General features: G+C 71.7%; 22 protein-coding genes. 13 read left to right on the top strand and 9 right to left on the bottom strand.

The genetic code is table 11. The features are described from left to right. The first annotated feature begins 19 nt into the window (after nt 1–19). The 4 genes from ABD841_RS00985 (at nt 20) to ABD841_RS00970 (ending at nt 2,694) form a co-directional block, all read left to right on the top strand. Nucleotides 20–778, top strand: a complete 759-nt coding sequence (locus ABD841_RS00985) for an IclR family transcriptional regulator (protein ID WP_344966746.1) — start codon at nt 20–22, stop codon at nt 776–778. An 85-nt stretch (nt 779–863) separates the two neighbouring features. Continuing rightward, on the top strand, nt 864–1,406 hold the full coding sequence (locus tag ABD841_RS00980) for a VanZ family protein (RefSeq protein ID WP_344966744.1): 543 nt from the start codon (nt 864–866) through the stop codon (nt 1,404–1,406). Nucleotides 1,407–1,556: 150 nt separating this feature from the next. Then, nucleotides 1,557–2,309, top strand: coding sequence for a GntR family transcriptional regulator (locus ABD841_RS00975; RefSeq protein ID WP_344966742.1), 753 nt, complete (start codon nt 1,557–1,559; stop codon nt 2,307–2,309). Between the two features lie 124 nt (nt 2,310–2,433). Beyond that, nucleotides 2,434–2,694: a hypothetical protein gene (locus ABD841_RS00970; RefSeq protein ID WP_344966741.1), complete on the top strand. Its 261-nt coding sequence runs from the start codon at nt 2,434–2,436 to the stop codon at nt 2,692–2,694. A 223-nt stretch (nt 2,695–2,917) separates the two neighbouring features. Here ABD841_RS00970 and ABD841_RS00965 read toward each other — a convergent pair whose 3' ends face one another. Further along, on the bottom strand, nt 2,918–4,162 hold the full coding sequence (locus ABD841_RS00965) for a coiled-coil domain-containing protein (protein ID WP_344966740.1): 1,245 nt from the start codon (nt 4,160–4,162) through the stop codon (nt 2,918–2,920). Nucleotides 4,163–4,302: 140 nt separating this feature from the next. Here ABD841_RS00965 and ABD841_RS00960 point away from each other — a divergent pair, with 140 nt between their 5' ends. From ABD841_RS00960 to ABD841_RS00950, 3 genes are all read left to right on the top strand, one after another. Further along, a complete protein-coding gene (locus ABD841_RS00960) occupies nt 4,303–4,863 on the top strand; it encodes a gamma carbonic anhydrase family protein (RefSeq protein WP_344966739.1) in 561 nt (186 codons plus the stop codon). 243 nt (nt 4,864–5,106) lie between these two features. Beyond that, nucleotides 5,107–6,459, top strand: coding sequence for a hypothetical protein (locus ABD841_RS00955; protein WP_344966738.1), 1,353 nt, complete (start codon nt 5,107–5,109; stop codon nt 6,457–6,459). Between the two features lie 233 nt (nt 6,460–6,692). Beyond that, entirely contained in the window at nt 6,693–6,854 is a 162-nt protein-coding gene (locus ABD841_RS00950) for a hypothetical protein (RefSeq protein WP_344966737.1), read from the top strand. Between the two features lie 86 nt (nt 6,855–6,940). Here the strand turns inward: ABD841_RS00950 and ABD841_RS00945 are convergent, their stop codons facing one another. The 6 genes from ABD841_RS00945 to ABD841_RS00920 form a co-directional block, all read right to left on the bottom strand. Next, a complete protein-coding gene (locus ABD841_RS00945; protein WP_344966736.1) occupies nt 6,941–7,222 on the bottom strand; it encodes a metal-sensitive transcriptional regulator in 282 nt (93 codons plus the stop codon). An 18-nt stretch (nt 7,223–7,240) separates the two neighbouring features. Next, nucleotides 7,241–8,317 (bottom strand): glycosyltransferase, encoded by a 1,077-nt coding sequence (locus tag ABD841_RS00940; RefSeq protein WP_344966734.1) that lies wholly within the window; start codon nt 8,315–8,317, stop codon nt 7,241–7,243. Beyond that, a complete protein-coding gene (locus ABD841_RS00935) occupies nt 8,314–9,105 on the bottom strand; it encodes a hypothetical protein (protein ID WP_344966732.1) in 792 nt (263 codons plus the stop codon). Before ABD841_RS00935 ends, ABD841_RS00940 begins: the two co-directional genes overlap by 4 nt. Nucleotides 9,106–9,274: 169 nt before the next feature. Then, nucleotides 9,275–11,425, bottom strand: coding sequence for a (Fe-S)-binding protein (locus ABD841_RS00930; RefSeq protein ID WP_344966730.1), 2,151 nt, complete (start codon nt 11,423–11,425; stop codon nt 9,275–9,277). A gap of 207 nt (nt 11,426–11,632) precedes the next feature. Beyond that, nucleotides 11,633–12,352 carry a TetR/AcrR family transcriptional regulator gene (locus tag ABD841_RS00925; RefSeq protein WP_344966728.1) on the bottom strand — a complete coding sequence of 240 codons (720 nt, stop codon included), beginning with the start codon at nt 12,350–12,352 and terminating at the stop codon, nt 11,633–11,635. A gap of 145 nt (nt 12,353–12,497) precedes the next feature. Then, complete coding sequence (locus ABD841_RS00920; RefSeq protein WP_344966726.1) at nt 12,498–13,307, bottom strand: sugar phosphate isomerase/epimerase family protein; 810 nt, start codon at nt 13,305–13,307, stop codon at nt 12,498–12,500. Nucleotides 13,308–13,469: 162 nt separating this feature from the next. On the opposite strand from ABD841_RS00920, the gene ABD841_RS00915 reads away from it, so the two are divergent. The 5 genes from ABD841_RS00915 (at nt 13,470) to disA (ending at nt 17,784) form a co-directional block, all read left to right on the top strand. Beyond that, the gene (locus tag ABD841_RS00915) at nt 13,470–14,168 is read left to right on the top strand and encodes a class I SAM-dependent methyltransferase (protein WP_344966724.1); all 699 of its coding nucleotides are present in this window, start codon (nt 13,470–13,472) and stop codon (nt 14,166–14,168) included. Between the two features lie 103 nt (nt 14,169–14,271). Beyond that, entirely contained in the window at nt 14,272–14,655 is a 384-nt protein-coding gene (locus tag ABD841_RS00910; RefSeq protein WP_344966722.1) for a MerR family transcriptional regulator, read from the top strand. Then, a complete protein-coding gene (gene trxA, locus ABD841_RS00905; RefSeq protein WP_344966720.1) occupies nt 14,652–14,966 on the top strand; it encodes a thioredoxin in 315 nt (104 codons plus the stop codon). The genes ABD841_RS00910 and trxA overlap by 4 nt, the downstream gene beginning before the upstream one ends. A gap of 214 nt (nt 14,967–15,180) precedes the next feature. Beyond that, nucleotides 15,181–16,581, top strand: coding sequence for a DNA repair protein RadA (radA, locus tag ABD841_RS00900; RefSeq protein ID WP_344966718.1), 1,401 nt, complete (start codon nt 15,181–15,183; stop codon nt 16,579–16,581). Nucleotides 16,582–16,698: 117 nt separating this feature from the next. After that, nucleotides 16,699–17,784: a DNA integrity scanning diadenylate cyclase DisA gene (gene disA, locus ABD841_RS00895; RefSeq protein ID WP_344966716.1), complete on the top strand. Its 1,086-nt coding sequence runs from the start codon at nt 16,699–16,701 to the stop codon at nt 17,782–17,784. A gap of 50 nt (nt 17,785–17,834) precedes the next feature. Here disA and ABD841_RS00890 read toward each other — a convergent pair whose 3' ends face one another. Continuing rightward, nucleotides 17,835–18,521, bottom strand: coding sequence for a hypothetical protein (locus ABD841_RS00890; RefSeq protein ID WP_344966714.1), 687 nt, complete (start codon nt 18,519–18,521; stop codon nt 17,835–17,837). A 123-nt stretch (nt 18,522–18,644) separates the two neighbouring features. On the opposite strand from ABD841_RS00890, the gene ABD841_RS00885 reads away from it, so the two are divergent. After that, complete coding sequence (locus tag ABD841_RS00885; protein ID WP_344966712.1) at nt 18,645–19,520, top strand: HhH-GPD family protein; 876 nt, start codon at nt 18,645–18,647, stop codon at nt 19,518–19,520. A 26-nt stretch (nt 19,521–19,546) separates the two neighbouring features. Here the strand turns inward: ABD841_RS00885 and ABD841_RS00880 are convergent, their stop codons facing one another. Beyond that, nucleotides 19,547–20,497, bottom strand: coding sequence for a sugar phosphate isomerase/epimerase family protein (locus ABD841_RS00880; protein WP_344966710.1), 951 nt, complete (start codon nt 20,495–20,497; stop codon nt 19,547–19,549). Between the last annotated feature and the right edge of the window lie 131 nt (nt 20,498–20,628).

The raw sequence follows: 20,628 nt of genomic DNA, 5'->3' as shown, positions 1-20,628 counted from the left end.
CGGCGGTACCTGGGCAACAATGCGTTCCGTGAAACGGAACACCGACCGGTTGTCGTTGCTGGAGAAATCCTGGCTGGTGCTCGACGCGTTCCGCCCCACGGGAGGGCCGCTGCGCCTCGCCGACGTCGTGGAGCGCTGCCATCTGCCCAGGACCACCGCCTTCCGGCTGCTGACCGAGCTGGCCGGGATCGGGGCGCTCGTCCGCCGTCCCGACGGCTACTACCTGGGCCGCCGCCTGTTCGAGCTCGGCAGCATCGTGCCCCTGGAGCGCGACCTGAGACACGCGGCGCTGCCCTTCATGCACGACCTGTACGAGGCCACCCACGAGACCGTGCACCTGGGCGTGCGCGACGGCCTGGACGTGGTCTACGTCGAGAAGATCCGCGGCCAGGAGGCGTTCGCGCTGCCCTCGCGCGTCGGCGGGCGCCTCCCGCTGACCTGCACCGGGATCGGCAAGGCGCTGCTGGCCTACTCCGGTCCCGACCTCATCGAGGAGGTCCTGCGCCGCCCGCTGCGCCGGCTGACCCCGCACTCGATCGTCGATCCGCAGCGCCTGGAGGAGGCCCTCGGCCAGATCCAGGCCGCGGGGCTGGCCTACGAGCGCGAGGAGGCCCAACCGGGCGGGGCGTGCATCGCGGCCCCGGTGTTCGGCGACGGGGTGGCCGTGGCCGCGCTGTCCGTCTCGGTGCCGCTGGCCCGCTTCCAGCCCACCCGTCTGGCCCCGGCCGTCAAGGCAGCCGCCCTGGGCATCTCCCGGGCCCTGGCCAGGACCATCTGACCCACCGCGAAGGGCTTGCCCGGAGGCCACCTTCCCGTACCCCCTGATGGGCCGACCGGGCCCCGGGCCCCGGCATCATTGCCCCATGGACCAGGCGTGGCATTTATGGGGCGATGTCGTCATCGCAGCCTTTCTTGCGATCCCGCCGGCCGCCCTCGCCGGGTGGCTGCTGGCCGCCCGGCGCACCCGGGCCGGCCACCCCTTCCCCGTCCGCACGGCCCTGGCCGACGTGGTCGCCGTGGCCGGCACCGCCCCCTGGATCTGGATGATCCTCACCCCCGGGGTGGGTGTCCCGGGGGTGAGCCTCGTCCCCTTCGTCGACCTGTGGGCCACCCTTCAGGGACCGGGCCGGACGGCGTTCGTGCAGGTGGGAGGGAATCTCCTGGTCTTCGCCGCGCTCGGCGCGATGCTGCCCGTACGGTCGGCGCGGTTCGCCTCGCCCGGCGCCGTCGCGGTCGTCGCGGCAGCCGCCTCGTGCGCCGTGGAACTGCTCCAGTACGTCCTGAATCTGGGCCGGGTGAGCTCCCTCGACGACGTGGCGGTCAACACCGCCGGTGCCGTCCTGGCCGCGATCGTCACGCGCCGGTGGTGGGCCTCCCGAATACCGGATGGGACCGCTCCACAGTAACGGACCGGAAAAACTCCCTAAGATCGCCACACAGGCACGATCCTCCCAAAGGAAGCACGTTACCAACCCCTGTATCTGTGCGATCGTGGACAAGGCGGGGCAAGTTCTCTGGAGACGCCAAACCCGGTTGGTGACAGAGGGTGATCGAACGTGCAGCAGTCCCCGGTACCTCCCGAGCCCCCGATCTATCGGCGCATCGCCGACGGGCTTCGCGAAGCGATCCTGTCCGGTGATCTCCGAGACGGGGACCGGCTTCCGGGCGAGAACGCCCTGATGGCGCAGCACGGCATAGCCCGTGCGACCGCCAGGCAGGCCCTGTCCGTACTAATCAACGAAGGACTGGCCGTTCCCAAGCGCGGCTCGGGGGTGTACGTCCGGCTGTTCCGCCCCATCAGGCGGCACGGCGCCAGGCGGCTCTCCCGGGAGCAGTGGGGACGCGGCCAGGCGATCTGGGACTCCGACACCGGAGACCGCCCCTACACCGTCGACGAGGTCGAGATCGACCGGGAGACCGCCGATGACGCCGTCGCCCGGGCGCTGGGCGGCGCCGAGGTGTGGGTCCGCAGGCGCCGCTACTCGGTGGACGGGCGGCCGGTGCAGCTGTCCGTCTCCCACTTCCCGGCCCGTCTGGTGGAGAACACCGCGATCACCCGCCAGGACACCGGGCCCGGGGGCGTCTACGCGCGCCTGGGTGAGCTGGGCCACGCCCCGGTGCACTTCACCGAGGAGATCCGCGCCCGCATGCCCCACCCCCACGAGACCGTCCAGCTCGACCTCCCGGCGGGCACCCCGGTCATCGTGATCGCCAGGACCGCCTACACCGCCGACGGCGTTCCCGTCGAGGTCAACGAGATGGTCCTCGACGCCGCCTCGTATGTACTCCAGTACGACTTCGACGCATAGATCAAGTCCATCTGTCAACCGATAGGTTGACCTGACCCTCGCGATCATTGATTTCTCTAGAGAAGTGCCTCACCGTCAGAGGTGGAACGTCAAAGGCGGGCCTGGGCGCGGGGAAGGTGCACAGATGTCTCTCGACCGACATCTCGCAGAAATCGCCCGGGAGTTTCCCGACTGGACGATCTGGCGGAGCGACGCGGGCAGGTGGTGGGCCACCCGCCACCACCCGCTGACCTCCGCCCAGCGCGATCTCGGCTGCGCGATGACGATCGACGCGGACGACCCGGAAGGGCTGCGCGAGCAGCTACGCGACCAGCAGGCCCGTTCCGCCGGCCCGCACCCGGCGGGCACGGATCCCGACGATCCGGACGACGGGACGGAGACCTGACAGACCGCCCGGTACCGGGATCAGCGGATCGCATGCGGTCCCGGCGCCGGGCCCCCAATCGCGGAAGCCCCCGACCCTATCGGGGGCGGGGGCTTCCGCCCGGCCCGGCAGCAGACCGGGCACCGGGCGAGGAAGGCGCGGCGGGGCCGTACCACGACCCGGAATCCCCCACGCCTCCGATCGGGGGGAACCCCGGGACGTCGGCACGTGCCCGGCCGGCGGCTCACTTACGACGGGCGGCGTACTCCTCGTCGTCGCGCCTGGCGGCCGGGGTGAGATCCACGTCGGTGTCGTCGTACACCTCGATGTGCTGCTCGGCCGCCTCGCGCCCGCCGGCCCCGGGGGCGGCGTCGTCCACGATCACCCGGACGGACTCGACGTCCGGCGAGGCGTCGCCGGGCTCGGCGTCCCGTCCGGCCTCCGGCGCGGGCCCGTGCCCGGCGGGACCGGCGGCCTCCGGCTCGACGGTGACGACCTCGACGGAACCGTCCCCGGTCCCGGCGGCGGCACCGGACTCCAGGGACCGCACCTGCGCGCCCCGGACCTCGGCCGGTCCGGCGGGGGCGGTCAGCGCGGGCGGGACGAGCTGGGCGGGCACCGGGGGCAGCACCGCGGCCTCGTCGACCAGGGGCCCGGCGACGCTCTCGCGGTGCAGCAGGTCGCCCAGGACGGCGCCCATCTCGTGCAGGCGGCGCATGACCTCGTGGTGGGTGTCGGTGAGGTAGGCGACCCGGCGGCCGGTGGTCTCGTCCAGGACCGTGGCACGCCGCTGGGCGGCCGTCAGCGTCGAGTGCGCCTCGGCGTTGGCCGAGGTGACGGTCGCCTGCGCCTCGGCGCGGGCGCCGGCCACCGTGGCTTCGGCCTCGGCGCGGGCGGCCTCGACCGTACGCTCGGCCTCGTTCCTGGCGGAGGTGACCATCCGGTCGGCCTCGGCGCGGGCGCTGCGCAGCGTCTCGTCCGCTTCGGCACGCGCCGCGTTGAGCGTCTCCTCGGCATCGTTGCCGGCCTGGGAGAGCATCTGCTCGGCGGCGGAGGTGGCCTCCACGACCCGGCGCTCGGCCTCCTGCTGGGCGGCGTTCAGGATGCCCTCGGCGCGCTCCTGCGCGGAGGTGACGAGGCGCTCGGCCTCCTGGGCGGCGTCGTCGCGGAGCTTGGCGGCCTCGGCCTCGGCGACCTGCCGCTTGGCGGCGGCCTCCTCCTCGCCCAGCTTCAGGATCTGGCTGAGCCGCTGGCCGAGTTCGTCGTAGTCTTGCGGGGCGTCGGAGAGCCTCCGGCGGGCCTCGGCGAGTTCCATCCGGCTCTGCTCGATCTGGGCGATCGCACGGGTGAGCCGCTCCTCCAGATCACGGATCTGGTGGCGGGTGCGGTCCATGTAGTCGTGGACCTGACGACGGCTGTAGCCGCGCATGACGACCTCGAACGAGTCCTCATGCATCAGGTTGGGAAAGCTGTCGTGCTGGTTTGTCATTGCACTGCCCGTGGAGGTCGTGTGGCGGGAAAGGAGACGTCAGGAGACGACTTTCCTGCTTACTGTCCCACTGTGCAACCGGAACGCCCGACGTACTTGCCGAAATACCGGACACGCTCACTCCCCGTAACATCGTTCTCATGAACGCCACGCCGTACATCGCCTCCCTCGACGCCGACGCGATCCCCGACATCCATCCGGACGCCTACGTCGCCCCCGGGGCCGTGGTCGTCGGCAGGGTGCGGCTGGGCCGTGCCGCGAACGTCTGGTACGGCTCGGTGCTCCGCGGCGACGACGAGGCCATCGAGGTCGGCGAGGAGTGCAACGTCCAGGACCTGTGCTGCCTGCACGCCGACCCCGGTGAGCCCGCGGTCCTGGAGCCCCGGGTGAGCCTGGGCCACAAGGCCATGGTGCACGGGGCCCACGTGGAGGCCGGCGCGCTCGTCGGCATCGGCGCGATCGTCCTCGGCGGGGCGCGGATCGGCGCGGGCTCCCTGATCGCGGCGGGCGCGCTGGTGCCGCCCGGTAAGAAGATCCCGGCCGGGGTGCTCGTGGCCGGGGTGCCCGGGAAGATCGTCCGCGAACTCACCGACGACGACCGCGCCTCCTTCGCCCGCACCCCGGACAACTACATCGCCAAGGCGGCCCGCCACCGCGCCGCGGCCGTCGTCCCTCCGCCCGGCGGGCCCGCCACCGCCTGAACCCGCATCACCCCGGCCGGACCCCGCCGGGCCCCGCCTGGGCCCCGTGCGCACCCCGGCCGGGCCCCGCCTGGACTCCGTGTGCGCACCGGCCGGGCCGGTCGCCCCGCCGCGGCGGCGGGAAGAGCCTTAGGATCGTGCAAGGCCCGCTCGGTGATCGCAGGCCCGAGCATGACCTGACCGAAGGGAGGCAGGGGCCTGCCGCCCCTGGCTGCGGCCGGGGTCGCGCACCCCGAGATGCCGATGACCGGCGTGTGGCAGTGGGACGGTTTCGACAGCATCGAGAACGACGTGCGCACCATGGTCACCGACCCCCGATGGACGATGCTCCCGCCGCTCGCGCGGGCCCAGGCCATCGCGCTGCGCACGCTGGCCACCCCCGACGGCGGACGCTGGCTGTTCGGCGCCCACGCCCGCTGGTACCGCCAGGACCCGGCCGACGGCCGCTGGTACCTGACCGCCCCGCCCGCCGACCGGGACTTCCGCGCGGCGGCGCACATCGTGCAGGCCACCTCGGTGATCATGCCCCACCTGGTCCCCGCCGGGCCCGACTTCACCGCCGACCGCGGGTCGGTGCAGGGGTTCATCGGCCCCGACGTCCCGTACGAGATCACCGAGCGGGTCCGCGAGCTGGTCGTCCGCCAGCGTGGCCGGCGCAGGGAGGACTTCCCGGTCACCGGGCCGTTCACGCGGCTCTTCGCCGAGGAGGTGGCCAGTCCGGTCGCCGCGATCTGGGGCACGCTCATGTGGTGCGCCTACGCGCCCGCCTTCGACGGGAACGAGGTGCTGCTCTCGGTGTTCGGGGAGTTCCTGGCCCGGCCGCTGCCCGGTGACGAGTGGGTCCGCTGGCTGCCGCCCACCACGCTGGACGATCTGGTCGCCCTGTACGGCGAGCGGGTCAGGGCCGGCCATCCGGAGGCGGGCCTGCGGCTGGTGGCGCTGATGGCCGACACCGCGGCCGTGGTGCGCGGCGACGCCAGGTTCCGGCCCCGGGCCGACGCCTTGCTGACGATGCTCGACCCGCTGCTCCGCCGGGCCTGCCAGGATCCCTCCCTCGCCCATCACGGCGACGAGGCGCTGCGGCACGCCTGGATCTCGCGCTGCCCGTCCCACGTCACGCTCCCCGACACCTCGCCCGGCGACCACTTCCAGCACACGCTCTACGACCTCGTCCAGGCCCTGGGCTTCCTCGCCCCCAAGGGCGCCGACCCGCGGGCGGTGGCCGCCTCTCTGCTCGCCGCCGACCTGGCGGCCTTCGCGCCGCGGGCGGCCGACGGGATCTACCCGTGGCTGGATCCCGAACTCCGGCACATCCTCCACGTGGTGCTCACCGACCCGTCGCATCCGCTGCGGGGGTGCTGGCCGAAATCCGGCGAGCTGCCCTCGGCGCTCCATCCGGCGGACCGGGGCTCGGCCGCCGCGCTGCTGGGCGCGGCGTACGCCACCGGGCTCGCCTGGTGCCGCCTCACCGGGACGGCCGTTCCCGAGCGGGGTTTCGCGACGGCCTCGGCGCTCGTGCACCGGCTGACGCACGAGCGCGACGACCCCGTCCCGGACGCACCAGGAGTATCAGGAACCTATCCTCATCACTTCTGACAAGAACCAGCAGAATTAAACCACAAATGGAGTTATTTCATCCTTACTCTCCCTATATCCTTCTAACCCCCCTCGCATCGGACAATTAGCTGAATTGTGATCTCGGAAACGGGAAATGATCCTCCCGGGGTCGTGGCGGCCGCGCCAGGAATGGTCCCGATGGGCCATGGGCACCGATGACGGCCCGCCGTAACCTCGAAGTGGGTGTGGGCTGCGGAAGGAAGGACGACGCGGTGGGGCACGATGAGCTGGACTCCAGGGTCCACGACCGTGTCGCGTTGGACGAGATCGCGCTCTACGCCGAGGTGCTGACCGCCGTCGCCATCAGCGAACGGCCGCTCACCTTGGTGGAGCTCGACAACGCGCTCGGATTGAGCGCTTCGGCGATCCGCTGAAGCCACTGAGAGAACCGTATTGACGGCCGGTCCCGGACTCCTCTTCGGGAGTCCGGGACGTGGTCAGAGGATAGTCCTGTGACTAGTCACGAGCGGACGAGCCGGGCGATGGCCGCCGAGGCCTCCTTGACCTTCTCCTGAGCCTCCGGGCCGCCGGTGTTGATGGCGTCTGCGACGCAATGCCCGATGTGGTCCTCCAGCAGGCCGAGCGCCACGGCCTGGAGCGCCCTGGTGGCCGCCGACACCTGGGTCAGCACGTCGATGCAGTAGGCATCCTCTTCGACCATTCGCTGCAGGCCCCTGATCTGCCCTTCGATGCGTCGTAACCGGGTCAGATAAGCCTGCTTGTCACCGCTGTACCCATGCATGTCCCAACGGTACCCGTGTCAGGCGCCGCGGGACGCCGAGGCGATCAGTTTCTCCCAGCGCACGGCCACCGAGGGCGCCCCGTACGCCGCCGCGGCCCCCAGCGCGCCCGCGGCGAGCGCCCGGCGTCGCCGCTCGTCGTCGATGAGCGCGAGCAGCGCGGAGGCGTACGCCTCGATCTCGCCGTCCCCCTCGGGGACCAGCACCCCGCTGCGCCCGTGGGTCACGAACTCGCCGGGCCCCCGCGGGCTGTCGAACGCGATCACCGGCACCCCGCTGGACATCGCCTCGATCACGGTCATCCCGAGCGCCTCCGTCCTGGAGGTCGTCGCCACGATCGACGCCTTGGCGAACTCACCGGTCAGGTCGGAGGTGGTGCCCATGAAGTAGACGTGGTTGTGCAGATCGAGGGAGCCCACCAGGGCGCGCAGGCGCTTCTCCTCGGGGCCCGCGCCGTACAGGCGCAGCCGCCAGTCCGGACGCTTGTCGGCGACGACGGCGAACGCGCGGATCAGCCGGTCGTGGGACTTGACCGGGATCAGGCGCCCGCCCGCGGCGACGATGCGGTTGTCCATCCGCGAGCGCGGCCACGGTCCGCCGGGAAGCGCGTCCGGGATCAGGGTGACCGGGACCTTCTCCTCCAGGAGACGGTCCCACTCCTCCCGGCTCGCCTCGGTGGCGGTGACGACCCCGTCCAGGCGGGGATAGAACTTCCTGATCGGGCCCGGCACCGGGGGCCGGCCCCATTCGCGGGCCAGCCGCACCATCTCGCGCGGCGCGTGCCGGGCCGCCTGGACGCCGAGACCCGGCCGGGTGGTGACGAGGACGTCGGCCTTGAGGGTGCGCAGCCGCCGCCAGAGCGCGACCTCGGTGCGCATCTGGCCGCGCGGGAGCAGGTGGCGCACCCCGGGCCGCGCGTCGATCACCCAGGACATCCTCACCCCGGGGACGACGGGGAAGAACGGCTTCTCCCGGTGGCGGCGGACGCTGAGGATCTCGACGTCGTGGCGTTCTGCGAGCTCTCCCGCGAGGTTGACGACCGAGCGGACGTCACCCCGCATGCCGTAGGCGGAGGGGACGAGCAGGCAGATCCTCACCCGCCGACCTCGATCCTGAGCTCGTCGTCCGCGGTGTAGCAGGGCCGGATCGGCACCCCGTCGATCTGCGCGGCCGGGTAGTGCAGCCTGCGGCGCTTGCCGTCCACGTCGTCCAGCCGGGAGCCCAGGCGCAGCGGCGTGGCCACCCCGTCCACCTCCAGCGAGGGTTCCCAGGTGCCGGACTGGTCGGCGGCGGCGACCACGTCGCACAGGGACAGCGCGGCGTGGAAGCGCACCCCCTGAACCGTCGCGATCGCCGTCAGCTCGGCGTCGGGCCGGCTCCGGCGCAGGGCCAGCCTCGCCTCGTGCCGGGACTCGTCGTCATCGAGACCGGTGAAGGCCAGCAGCCCGGTGACCTCGAAGCGGCCCTCCCTGAACCAGACGGAGCGGACCTCCGCCGCCGGCCGGGCGTCGTCGATCTTCAGGGCCAGGAAGCCGTTACGGGTCCGGTAGGCGCGGTAGGCCAGCGTCCGGCGGCTCAGCGCGTACGCGTCCAGGTGGTCGAGCGAGAAGCCGGGATCGACGCTCCGCAGCCGGGTGCGCGTGCCGTCCTGGTCGAGGTACGTGTCCCAGCGGCCGGGGCCGAGCTCCAGCGGGGCGAGCGAGACCGCGAGGGTCGCGTCGCGCACCTCGGCCCCCGGCACGCCGAGCCGCACCCGGCTCTCGGCGGCGGTGGCCCGGTTCCGCAGGACCAACTCGGTGCCCTCGGCAAGCGGTTCATCGATGACCAACCGGAGTGAGAGCACGTCGGCCAGGGTCACCTCGGCATCGCTGACGACGACACGCATCGTCGAGCCCCCTCCCCGTCGAATGAGCTACGCGACGTTGAGGTTACCGTGATTTTCCCGTTATGTGGAGAAAGGTTTTCGGACCCAGTGTCCTTTTCCTGATGGCTTGACGGCATGTCAGATGCGACATGAGAGAACATGTCGCATCTGGCATAACCGGCTGTCCGCGTCAGGACGCCTCGACGGGCTGACCCTTGATCGACTTGATCAGGAGCTGGGAGACGTCCACGACTTCGAGCGTCTCCTTGGCCTCACCCGTGTTCTTCTTCTCGTTGATCGAGTCGCCCAGCATGACCAGGCAGAACGGGCACGCGGTGGAGATGGTGTCCGGGTCGGTGGTGAGGGCCTCGTCCACGCGCTCGGTGTTGATGCGCTTGCCGAGCCGCTCCTCCATCCACATCCGCGCGCCGCCGGCGCCGCAGCAGAAGCCGCGGTCCTTGTGGCGGTGCATCTCCTGGGTCCGCACGCCGGGAACCTTGGCCATGATGTCGCGGGGCTGGGAGTACACCTTGTTGTGGCGGCCGAGGAAGCAGGGGTCGTGGTACGTGATCTTCTCGTCGATCGGCGTGACCGGGATCAGCCTGCCCTCGTCCACGAGCTTGGCCAGCAGCTGGGTGTGGTGCACCACCTCGTAGGTCCCGCCCAGCTGCGGATACTCGTTGGCCAGGGTGTTGAAGCAGTGCGGGCAGGTGGCGACGATCTTCTTGACCCCGGCCTCGTTGAGCGTCTCGATGTTCTGCTTGGCCAGCATGTCGAAGAGGTACTCCATGCCCAGGCGGCGGGCCGGGTCGCCGGTGCAGGCCTCCATCGGGCCGAGCACCGCGAACTTGACCCCCGCGACGTGCAGCAGCTCCGCGACCGCCTTGGTGGTCTTCTTGGCCCGGTCCTCCAGGGCTCCGGCGCAGCCGACCCAGAAGAGGTACTCGGTGTCCTCGGGCATCTTCTCGTCGACGAGCTGGACCTCGATCGGGTCGTCCTCGCGGCCGGCGAGCTCCTCGATCCAGTCGGCCCGCTTCATCTCGGACATCCCCCACGGGTTGCCCTTGTTCTCCAGGTTCTTGACCATGACGCCGGCCTCGGACGGGAAGTTCGACTCCACCATCGCCTGGTAGCGGCGCATGTCGAGGATGTGGTCGATGTGCTCGATGTCGACCGGGCACTGCTCGACGCACGCGCCGCAGTTGGTGCAGGACCAGAGCACGTCCGGGTGGATGACGCCCTCCTCGCCGACCAGCGGCTTGTCCAGCAGGGAGAGCACGTCCTCGGGCAGGTCGGCGCGCTGCTCCTGGGTGGCCGACAGGTACGGAGCGATCTTGAAGGCGTGGTCGCGCTGGTCCAGGATCAGCATCTTGGGCGAGAGCGGCTTGTCGGTGTTCCAGGCCGGGCACTGCGACTGGCAGCGGCCGCACTCGGTGCAGGTGTAGAAGTCGAGGAAGCCCTTCCAGGTGGTGTCCTCGACCTTGCCCCGGCCGAGCCTGTCGCCGTCCAGGTTCTCGTCCTCGAAGTCGACGACCTTGCCGTCGATCCGCAGCGGCTGCGCCGGGCCGTTGCCGTCGGGGCGGCGGGAGAAGGCGACGTTGAGCGGGGCGGTGAAGATGTGCAGGTGCTTGGAGTTCACCACGATCACCAGGAACACCAGCATGACGCCGATGTGCAGCAGCAACCCGACGTGCTCCAGGACCTCGTTGGCCTCCGGACCGAGCGGTCGCAGCAGGGCGGCGGTGGCGTCGGAGGCGAACGCGCCCGACTCGTAGGGGAGGTTGCCGGTGTTGGCCGAGGCGCCGCGGAAGAGGAACATCGTCCAGATCACGTTGAAGATCATGAAGAGGACGAGCCAGGCGCCGCCGAGGTGCGACCCGGAGAAGCGGGACCTGCGGCCCAGCTTCTTCGGCGAGTTCCTGATCCGGATGACGGCGAAGGCGATCAGGCCGAGCAGGGCCGCGACCGCGATGAAGTCCTGCAGGAACCCCAGGACGGCCCACCGGCCGATGATCGGGATGTGGAAGTCGGGGGTGCCGGTGATCGCCCCCTGGATCAGCGCGCCGTACGCCTCAAGATAGACCGTCGCCAGGATGAAGAAGGCCCACATGACGAAGAAGTGCGCCACGCCCGACGGCGTCCACTTCAGCAGCTTCCGCTGCCCGAAGACCTCGACCAGCTGGGCCTTGATCTCCTCGCCGAGGTGGTTCCTGGCGTATTCGATGCGCTCGGGCGCGGGAGGCCCGACGGTGGCGAGCTTGTAGAGGAACAGCACACGGCGCGCGGCAAGCGCGACCGCGACGGCTGTCATGATCAGCCCGATGATCGCTACCCAGAGCACGGGTCCTCCCACAGATGGCGTTGGCTGCCAGCGTACGACCGCCGGTCATCCACGGTGACGATGGGTCGCCATGAATCCTACCCACGAGTAACTTAAAGGCGGCACGCGGCCCACGGCGACCGTCGACACCCTATGGTCAACTCACTCCCCAGAACAATGCTCTATACACCTCCACCTGCCGAACGGCGGAGGAAGAACCGCCGGCGGCTAGCGGGATCCGTCGAGGTAGCGCTGGATCGTGGGGCCGAGCAGCTCGACGAGCTCCTCGACGTCGACTGAGGCCATCGGCTCCAGCCGGAGAACGTAACGCACCAGCACCACGCCGAACAGCTGCGCGAAGGCCGCCTCCATCCGGACGCGCGAAACCCGCAGGGTCTCCGCGATCCGGTCCAGGAGGGCGTGCGTCATGAACTCCCTAACCATGATAACCATTCGCTCATTGGTCATCGCCGTGCGGACCAACGCGAGCAGCGGCTGACGGGCCTCGGCATCGGAGGTGATCGTCAGGATCAGCCGGGCCAGCCGCTCGCCGATCTCCTCGCGCGGCCCGGCCAGGAGGGTGGAGATGACGGTCTCCGGGTTGATCGGCAGCTCCATGGCCGCGATGAACACGCCGTCCTTGCCCTCGAAGTAGTGGTGGACCAGCGCCGGGTCCACCCCCGCCTGCCGGGCGATGCCCCGGATGGTCGCCTTGTCGAACCCCTTCTCCGCGAAGATCTCACGCGCCGCCGCGAGGATCTGCCCCCGGGTGTCGACCGAGCCCGGCCTGCGCCCGGGACGGCGCCCGGCCGGCACCGCGGGCGTGGACCCGGCCGTCGCGGACCCGGGCCGGGTGTCCGCCGCCGACGTGGCCCGGGACGCCCTCGCCGGTGCCGGCCCGTACACCGCCTCGCCCGCGGAGGCGCCGTGCGCGGAAGTCCCGCTCACAGAAGCGCCACGCGCAGAGGCACCGCCCCTGGAGACACCGCTCGTGGAGGCGCCGTGCGCGGAAGTCCCGCCCACAGCGGCTCCGCCCGTGGAGGCGCCGTGCGCGAAGGCCCCGTCCGGGGACGGCTCGCTCACGCGGACCCGCTCATGCGGTGGTGGACGCGGCCAGATGGAGCCGCGCGAAGGCCAGTGCCTCGGCGAGGTCGTCGATCCGCTCGGTGCGGCTGACCGCCTTGCGCGTGTTGATCTCCAGCACGACCAGCCCGGAGAAACCGTTGCCCGCCATGCGCTCCAGGATCGGCCCGCACGGCTGGTTGCCCCGGCCGGGAACCAGATGCTCGTCCTTGTTCGGCACCCCGACGCCGTCGGCCAGGTGCAGGTGGGCCAGCCGGTCACCGAGCTTGGTGAACATCTCCATGGCGTCGGTCCCGGAGACCGCAGTGTGGGACAGGTCCAGCGTGACCTGCGGGAAGTCGTAGTCGAGCGGGTTCCAGTCGGGGGAGTAGGGCACGACCTCGTTGTTCCTGGCCCGCAGCGGGAACATGTTCTCCACCGCGAAGACGACGTCGGTCTCGTCGCGCATCCTGGCCAGCCCGGCCTCGAAGTCACGGGCGTAGTCACGCTGCCACCGGAACGGCGGGTGCACCACGACCGTCCTCGCGCCGACCCGCTCGGCGGCCCGCTGGGCGCGCTGGAGCTTGGCCCACGGGTCCTTGCCCCACACCCGCTGGGTCACCAGCAGACAGGGCGCGTGGATGGCCAGGATCGGCAGCTCGTAGTGGTCCGACAGCCGCTCCAGGACGTCGATGTCCTGGCTCACGGGGTCGGCGCCCACCATGATCTCCACACCGTCGTATCCGAGACGTGCGGCCAACTCGAAGGCGTCAGGGGTCCGCTCGGGGTACACCGACGCGGTGGACAGCGCGATCTTCGCGCTGGGTACTCGGACGCTCATACCGCTTCCTCGTCTCCGGCTCGGAGCACACGCTCGCGAACACCGCTGCGCCCACCCGCCGGCTCGCTTATGTCGCTCACGATTGCCAGCCTAAGCGGGTCCGGGGAGCGGTGCTGTCCTGCGCCGCCGATGCAACCGAGATCACACCGTTACGGTGGGGACATGCCGAGGGTCATGAAGGGCGCCATCCCCAGCCCCAACATCTGGAACACACCGCAGGTCTACGAGCTGGAGAACCGGGCGGTCGACCCGGACGGGCGGGTCGAGGCCGCGATGGCCGCCGTCAGGCCGTGGACCGGGGCGACCGTCCTCGACATCGGCTGTGGGACGGGCTACCACCTGCCGTCCCTGTCCGCGACGGCGGCCCGGGTGATCGGCGTCGAGCCGCACGAGGACCTCGTCCGGCTGGCCAGACGCCGCTGCCACGCCCTGCCCGGCGTCGAGGTCCTTGCGGGCACCGCCCAGGCGCTCCCGGTCCCGGACGCCTCGGTGGACGTGGCCGTCGCGCGCTGGGCCTACTTCTTCGGTCCCGGTTGCGAGCCCGGGCTGGCCGAGCTCTCCCGGGTGATGCGGCGCGGCGGCGCGGCCTTCGTGGTCGACATCGACACCACGCGGGGCGCCTTCGGCCGCTGGTTCGGCCAGTCCGTCCCCACGTACTCGGCCGGGTCCGTCGAGGTCTTCTGGAACCTCCAAGGTTGGCAGAGCGAGCGCCTGGACCTGCGCATGGTCTTCGAGCGCCGCGCCGACCTGGAGGCGGTGCTCCGCATCGAGTTCACCCCGGCGGTCGCCGAGCGGGCCATCGCGGAGACCTCCGGCCTGGAGATCGACTACCCCACCGTGCTGCGCTGGAAGCGGTTCTGAGCCCGCCTCGCGCGAGATCCGGCCGGGCGCGCGGGAACAACCGGGCCGCGGCTTGACCTTGACGCTGACGTCAACGTCTATCGTCGTCCCGTGGGAGGGCCGCATGCGGATCGGTGAGCTCGCGCGGCGGGCCGGGGTCAGTACCCGGGCGCTGCGCTACTACGAGCAGCAGGGGTTGATCACGGCCCGCCGCTCGGCCAACGGCTACCGGGAGTACGGCGAGGCGGACCTGCGCCTCGTCTCCGAGATCCGGTCGCTGCTCGCCGTCGGCTTCACCCTGGACGACGCCCGGCCGTTCGTGGCCTGCCTACGGGCCGGGCACGAGTCCGGCGGGGCGTGCCCGGAGTCCGTCGCCGTCTACCGGCGCAAGCTGGCCGAGATCGACGACGAGATTCGCACGTTGCTTTCCCGCCGGGCGGAAGTGGCCGCCCAGCTGGCCGGGACCTGCACCGGATGCGCCGCACTGAGGAGAGGGAACGAATCATGATCACGCTGACCGCCGAGAACTTCGCCGAGCAGGTGCTCCGGAGCGACAAACCCGTCCTGGTCGACTTCTGGGCCGAATGGTGCGGGCCGTGCAAGATGATCGCGCCGGTGCTGGAGCAGATCGAGGCCGAGCTCGGTGACCGCCTCACGATCGCCAAGCTCAACGCCGACGACTACCCCGAGATCTCCGCCCGGTACGGCGTCCTCGGCCTGCCCACGCTCAACCTCTACAAGAACGGCGAGGTGGTGCAGCAGATCAAGGGCGCCAAGCCCAAGCGCCTCCTCCTGGCCGACCTCGAAGGCCACATCTGACGGACCCGGGCAGGGGTGCCTCGTGGGCCCTCCGGCCCGGATCTCCGCCGCCGTGGGGCTCCGCGTGAGCCGGCTCCCGGGGCTCCCCACCCGGGTCCCGGCTCACGCGGAGCCCGTCCTGCACCGGGCCGTGTGACGCGTCTCCCCCGCTTCCACCCGGTACGGCGTGCCGTGCCGGGTGAAAGTTGTCGGTGCGTACCGGTAACGTGCGGCCATGGCGAAGAAGGCTGGCTACCGCTGTGCCGAGTGCGGGTGGCAGACCGCGAAATGGGTGGGGCGCTGCGGCGAGTGCCAGGCCTGGGGCACGGTCGAGGAGGAGACCGCCCGCACGGGCGTGAACGTGGCCTCGGCGGGCGCCGTGACGGCCCCGGCGGTCCCGATCGGTCAGGTCAAGGCCGAGGTGGCGCACGCGCGCCGCACCGGCGTCGGCGAGCTCGACCGGGTCCTCGGTGGCGGCCTGGTGCCCGGCGCCGTCGTGCTCCTGGCGGGCGAGCCCGGCATCGGCAAGTCCACGCTCCTGCTCGACGCCGCCGCCAAGATCGCCCGGCAGCAGACCGTGCTGTACGTCACGGGCGAGGAGTCGGCCTCCCAGGTGCGCGTCAGGGCCGACCGGATTGGCGCGATCCAGGACCGGCTCTACCTGGCGGCCGAGACCGACCTGAGCGCGCTGATCACCCACGTCGAGAAGGTCCAGCCCGACCTGCTGATCGTCGACTCGGTGCAGACGATCGGCTCCGCCCAGGCGACCGGCGTGCCCGGCGGGGTCACCCAGGTCAGGGAGGTCGCGGGCAACATGGTGCGGCTGGCCAAGGAGCGCGGCATGTCCACCGTGCTGGTCGGCCACGTCACCAAGGAGGGCTCGATCGCCGGCCCGCGCACCCTGGAGCACCTGGTCGACGTCGTGCTCCACTTCGAGGGCGATCGGCACTCCCGGCTCCGCCTGGTCCGCGCGATCAAGAACCGGTACGGCCCGGTCGACGAGGTCGGCTGCTTCGACCTGCACGAGGGCGGCATCGAGGGCATCGCCGACGCCAGCGGCCTGTTCGTCTCCCACCGCACCGACCCCGTGCCCGGCACGTGCGTCACGGTCACCCTGGAGGGCACCCGGCCGCTGCCGGCCGAGGTCCAGGCCCTGGTCGCCCGCACCGAGGCCCAGCAGCCGCGCCGCTCCACCTCCGGGCTCGACACCTACCGGGTGACCATGGTGCTGGCCGTGCTGGAGCGCCGGCTCAACGCCAAGCTCGGCGGGTGTGACGTGTTCACCGCCACCGTCGGCGGCATCAAGCTCAACGACCCCGCGGTCGACCTGTCGGTGATGCTGGCGGTGGCCAGCGCCGCCGGGGACAAGCCGCTGCCGGCCGGGCTGGTCGTGCTGGGTGAGGTGGGCCTGGCCGGGGAACTGCGCCCGGTGCGCGACGTGCGGCGCCGGCTGTCGGAGGCGGCGCGGCTGGGCTTCACCCGCGCGCTGGTCCCCGCGGGCTCCCTTGACGTGGGCAAGAAGCGCGACGGCCACCAGTCGCTGGTCCCCGTCGGAGGGCGCTCGGCCAGCTTCGGGCCCGGCTTCGACGTCGTCGAGGCGGAGAACGTCTGGGACGCCCTCACCCACGTCACCTGAGGCGGCCCGCCGGGCGGGCGGGCCGGGGTGCGCGGCGGACGGTCCCGTACGGCGATTCCGGACCGCGCGGAGCCTTCGCCGGTAAGCTGGGCGTGATACGCGGACCACGGGGGTCATGTGGCAGCAACGTACAAAGGGCTCGACGAGCGCCGCAGGAGCGTCCTCGCCGCGGTGGCACCGGGCACCGCGTTACGCGACGGCCTGGAGCGCATTCTCCGCGGCCACACGGGCGGCCTGATCGTGCTGGGGTACGACCGGACGGTCGAGGAGATCTGCAGCGGCGGCTTCGAGCTGGACGTCGAGTTCTCCGCGACCCGCCTGCGCGAGCTGGCCAAGATGGACGGAGCCATCGTCCTGAACGCGGACGACCTCAGGATCGTGCGCGCGGCCGTGCATCTGATGCCCGACCCGTCCATCCCGACCGACGAGTCCGGCACCCGCCACCGCACCGCCCAGCGCGTGGCGCTGCAGACGTCGTTCCCCGTCATCTCCCTCAGCAAGTCCATGCGGATCATCGCCCTCTACCTCGACGGCATCCGCTACGTGCTGGAGGAGTCGGCGGTGATCCTGTCCAAGGCCAACCAGGCCCTGGCCACGCTGGAGCGCTACAAGCTCCGCCTGGACGAGGTCTCCGGCACCCTGTCGGCGCTGGAGATCGAGGATCTGGTGACGGTCCGCGACGTCGCGGTGGTCGCGCAGCGGCTGGAGATGGTCAGGCGCATCTCCGAGGAGATCGCCGGTTACGTGGTCGAGCTGGGCACCGACGGCCGGCTGCTCTCCCTGCAGCTGAACGAGCTGGTGGCCGGCACCGAGAGCGACCGCGAGCTGATCGTGCGCGACTACCTCCCCGTGTCGGGCCGGCGCCCCCGCAAGTTCGCCGACGCGCTGCACGAGCTCGACCAGCTCTCCTCCGACGAGTTGCTCGACATCTCGGCCGTCGCCCAGGTCCTCGGCCACTCCGGCAGCGACGCCCTGGAGACGGCGGTGAGCCCCCGGGGCTACCGACTGCTGGCCAAGGTGCCCCGCCTGCCGAGCACGGTGGTCGACCGTCTGGTCGACCAGTTCGCCAGCCTGCAGAAGCTGCTGGCCGCCAGCACCGGCGACCTGCAGGAAGTGGGCGGGGTCGGCGAGGCCCGGGCCCGGCACATCCGCGAGGGGCTGTCCCGGCTGGCCGAGTCGTCCATCCTCGAACGCTACGTCTAGTAGGTCCCGGTCAGGTGGAGACGGGCCCGGCGGGCTCTCCCACCTCTGCCCTAGCGGAGGTGGAAGACGGCCTTGCTGCTCTTCAGGCCCGGGGCGCGCACCACCGCCACGTAGGTGCCGGGGCGGGCGGGCTCGCCCTCGACCCGGCAGTCGTCACCGGATCGGCGGCGGTTCCACACCAGCTCCCGGACGTACGGGATGCCCCGGTCGAGCCTGCGGAGCTCGTCGGTCTCACCGCTGACGCAGTCGGCGGACGACCAGACCCGGTCGTCGCCGGAGGTGATGCGGACCTCCATGGCACGCGGCCCGACGTCGGCGACGCACATCACCTTGCCGGTGTTGACCAGGGTGAGGATGAACCGGGGCTGGGTCCCGGGCGGGTAGACGGTGCCCTGGCCCTGCATGTCGAGCACGAGCTGCGGAGCTGCACAGGCGTCACCCGGCCGCCTGGACCGGCCGGCCGCCTCGGCGGCCCGCGGGGTCGGGGTGGGGCTCGGGCTCGGACTCGCGGCCGGCGTGGGGGCGGCCGTCGCCGTGGACAGGACGGCCGGCACGGAACCCGGCGTGGCCGACCGGGTGGCCGAGGCGTCCTTCGGCGAGGTGTCATCCGGCCCGCTCGTCGCCGAGCACGCCCAGGCCACGATGGCGACCACCACGAGCACACCGACGAGGGCGACCATCCGGCGCCGCCAGTAGACGTCAACCCCGATATCGCTACGGAAGGTGTCCGGATCCATACGCACAGTATGGAGAGTCGCCGCGGGACACGAGGAGCGACCCGCCGCTGCCCGCGTCGTTTCGGCGACCGGCCACGGGTGAAGGCGGGTCAAGAACTCCCGATCCGGCACTATCGTCGGAGGGTGCCCGAGTCCAACCGCCTGCTCGAACCTGTTCTCGACTGGTACGCCGGGAACGCCCGTGACCTTCCCTGGCGTGCACCCGGTGCCTCACCCTGGTCGATCCTGGTGAGCGAGATCATGCTGCAGCAGACGCCGGTGGTGAGGGTGCTGCCCGTCTGGACCGAGTGGATGGAGCGCTGGCGGACGCCCGCCGCCCTCGCCCAGGAGCCGCCCGGCGAGGCCGTGCGCCACTGGGGCCGCCTCGGCTACCCCCGCCGGGCCCTGAACCTGCACGCCTGCGCCCGTGCCATCACCGACCGGCACGGCGGCGAGGTCCCCTCCGACCACGCCACGCTGCTGACCCTTCCCGGCGTCGGCGAGTACACCGCCGCGGCGGTGGCCAGCTTCGCCTTCAAGGGCCGCCACGCCGTCCTCGACACCAACGTGCGGCGGGTACTGGCCCGCGCCGTGCGGGGCGAGGAGTACCCGCCGAAGGCCACCACGCCCGCCGAGCGCAGGCTCGCCGCCTCGCTGCTCCCGGACGCCGAGCGGGCCCCCGTCTGGGCCGTCGCCGTCATGGAGCTGGGCGCCCTGGTCTGCACGGCCCGTGCGGCACGCTGCGCCGACTGCCCGATCCGCGATCTGTGCGCCTGGCGGCTGGCGGGCAAGCCGGCCTACGACGGCCCCGCGCGCAAGGGCCAGACCTACGCGGGTACGGACCGCCAGTGCCGCGGCCGCCTGCTCGCGGTGCTGCGTCAGGCCCACGGCCCGGTCCCCAAGGACGCCCTGGACGTGGTCTGGGACGATGCCGCGCAGCGCGAGCGCGCCCTCGACGGCCTCGTCGCCGACGGCCTGGCCGAGGTCCTGGACGACGGCACCTACCGCCTGCCGGGCTGACGGACCGCCCGGCGGGACGCGGCCCGTCAGGCGGCCAGGCGCAGCCCCAGGGCGGTGAGGTTGGTGCGGGCCCAGTCGAGCTCTTCGGCGATCATGTTGACGAGCGCGCCGGGGCCCTTGGTCCGCACGGGTACGGCCAGGTCGTGGGTCTCCACCTCGATGTGGGCGGTGCCGTTGACGGCACCGGAGAGCATCGCGGTGAGGGTGTCCTCCAGGATCGGGCGGGTGCTCGGCAGTTCCTGGCAGGCGTCGGCCATGTGGTTGTGCACGTGGCCGAGCTTGACCACCGGCGCTCCGGCGTCGGCCAGGCCGCGCAGGGCGGCTCCGGGCTCCTCGGCGCCGCCCGCGAGGTGGCAGGCGTCCAGGCAGACTCCCAGGTGCTCGGAGTCGATGTCGCAGACCCGGTCAAGGGCCTGCTTGGTGGTCTCCAGCACGCATCCGGGCCAGGGCTCGAAGCCGACCCTGATCGTCTTACCGGTCACGCTGTGGAGGCCGCGCAGCTCACGCGCGAGGCGTTCGAGCCGGCGCGAGGCGATCGCGTGCAGGTCGGCGGGCCAGTCACGACGCCAGCCGATGGGGATGGTGGAGATGCTTCCGAACCGGACGTCCTGCGGGAGCAGGAAGGCCAGGATCCTGGCCAGCGCCATCGTGTAACGGTAGCGCTCGGGCTTGGCCCAGTCGGGACCGGGGGACTCCTGGTTCCTGCCACCGGTGCCGTTGAGGCTGACGACCTCCAGGCCGCGCTCCTCCAGGGAGCGGCGCAGGCGCACCAGTTCGATCCGGTCGGCGATGAGATGGTCGGCCACGCTCGGGGAGAGCCACAGGCCGACGCCCATCCGGTCCACCCCCAGGCGCTTGCGAACCGGCACCGCGTACCGGGTCAGGTGGGCGATGAGGTTCTCCAGGTCCTCGGCGGGGTGCACGCCCGCGTTGTAGGCCAGGTGAACGAGCGTCCCGTCCTCGTGCCGCAAACGCATCCAGTGCCTCCAAGGCTACTTCGTGTGAGCGACCCCGACGCCCCGCGCGCCGTCGGGGCCGGCGCCGCGAGCCTGGGGCTCTCCCTGCCGGGAGCTCGGCCCGGTCCGGTTTGTTGAAGGATCCCGCGCGC

Origin of the sequence: Streptosporangium fragile (genome assembly GCF_039534445.1) — a bacterium.
Taxonomy (GTDB): domain Bacteria; phylum Actinomycetota; class Actinomycetes; order Streptosporangiales; family Streptosporangiaceae; genus Streptosporangium; species Streptosporangium fragile.
Note: the sequence above shows the minus strand (reverse complement) of the source record. Positions and strands in the feature narration are given on the sequence as shown.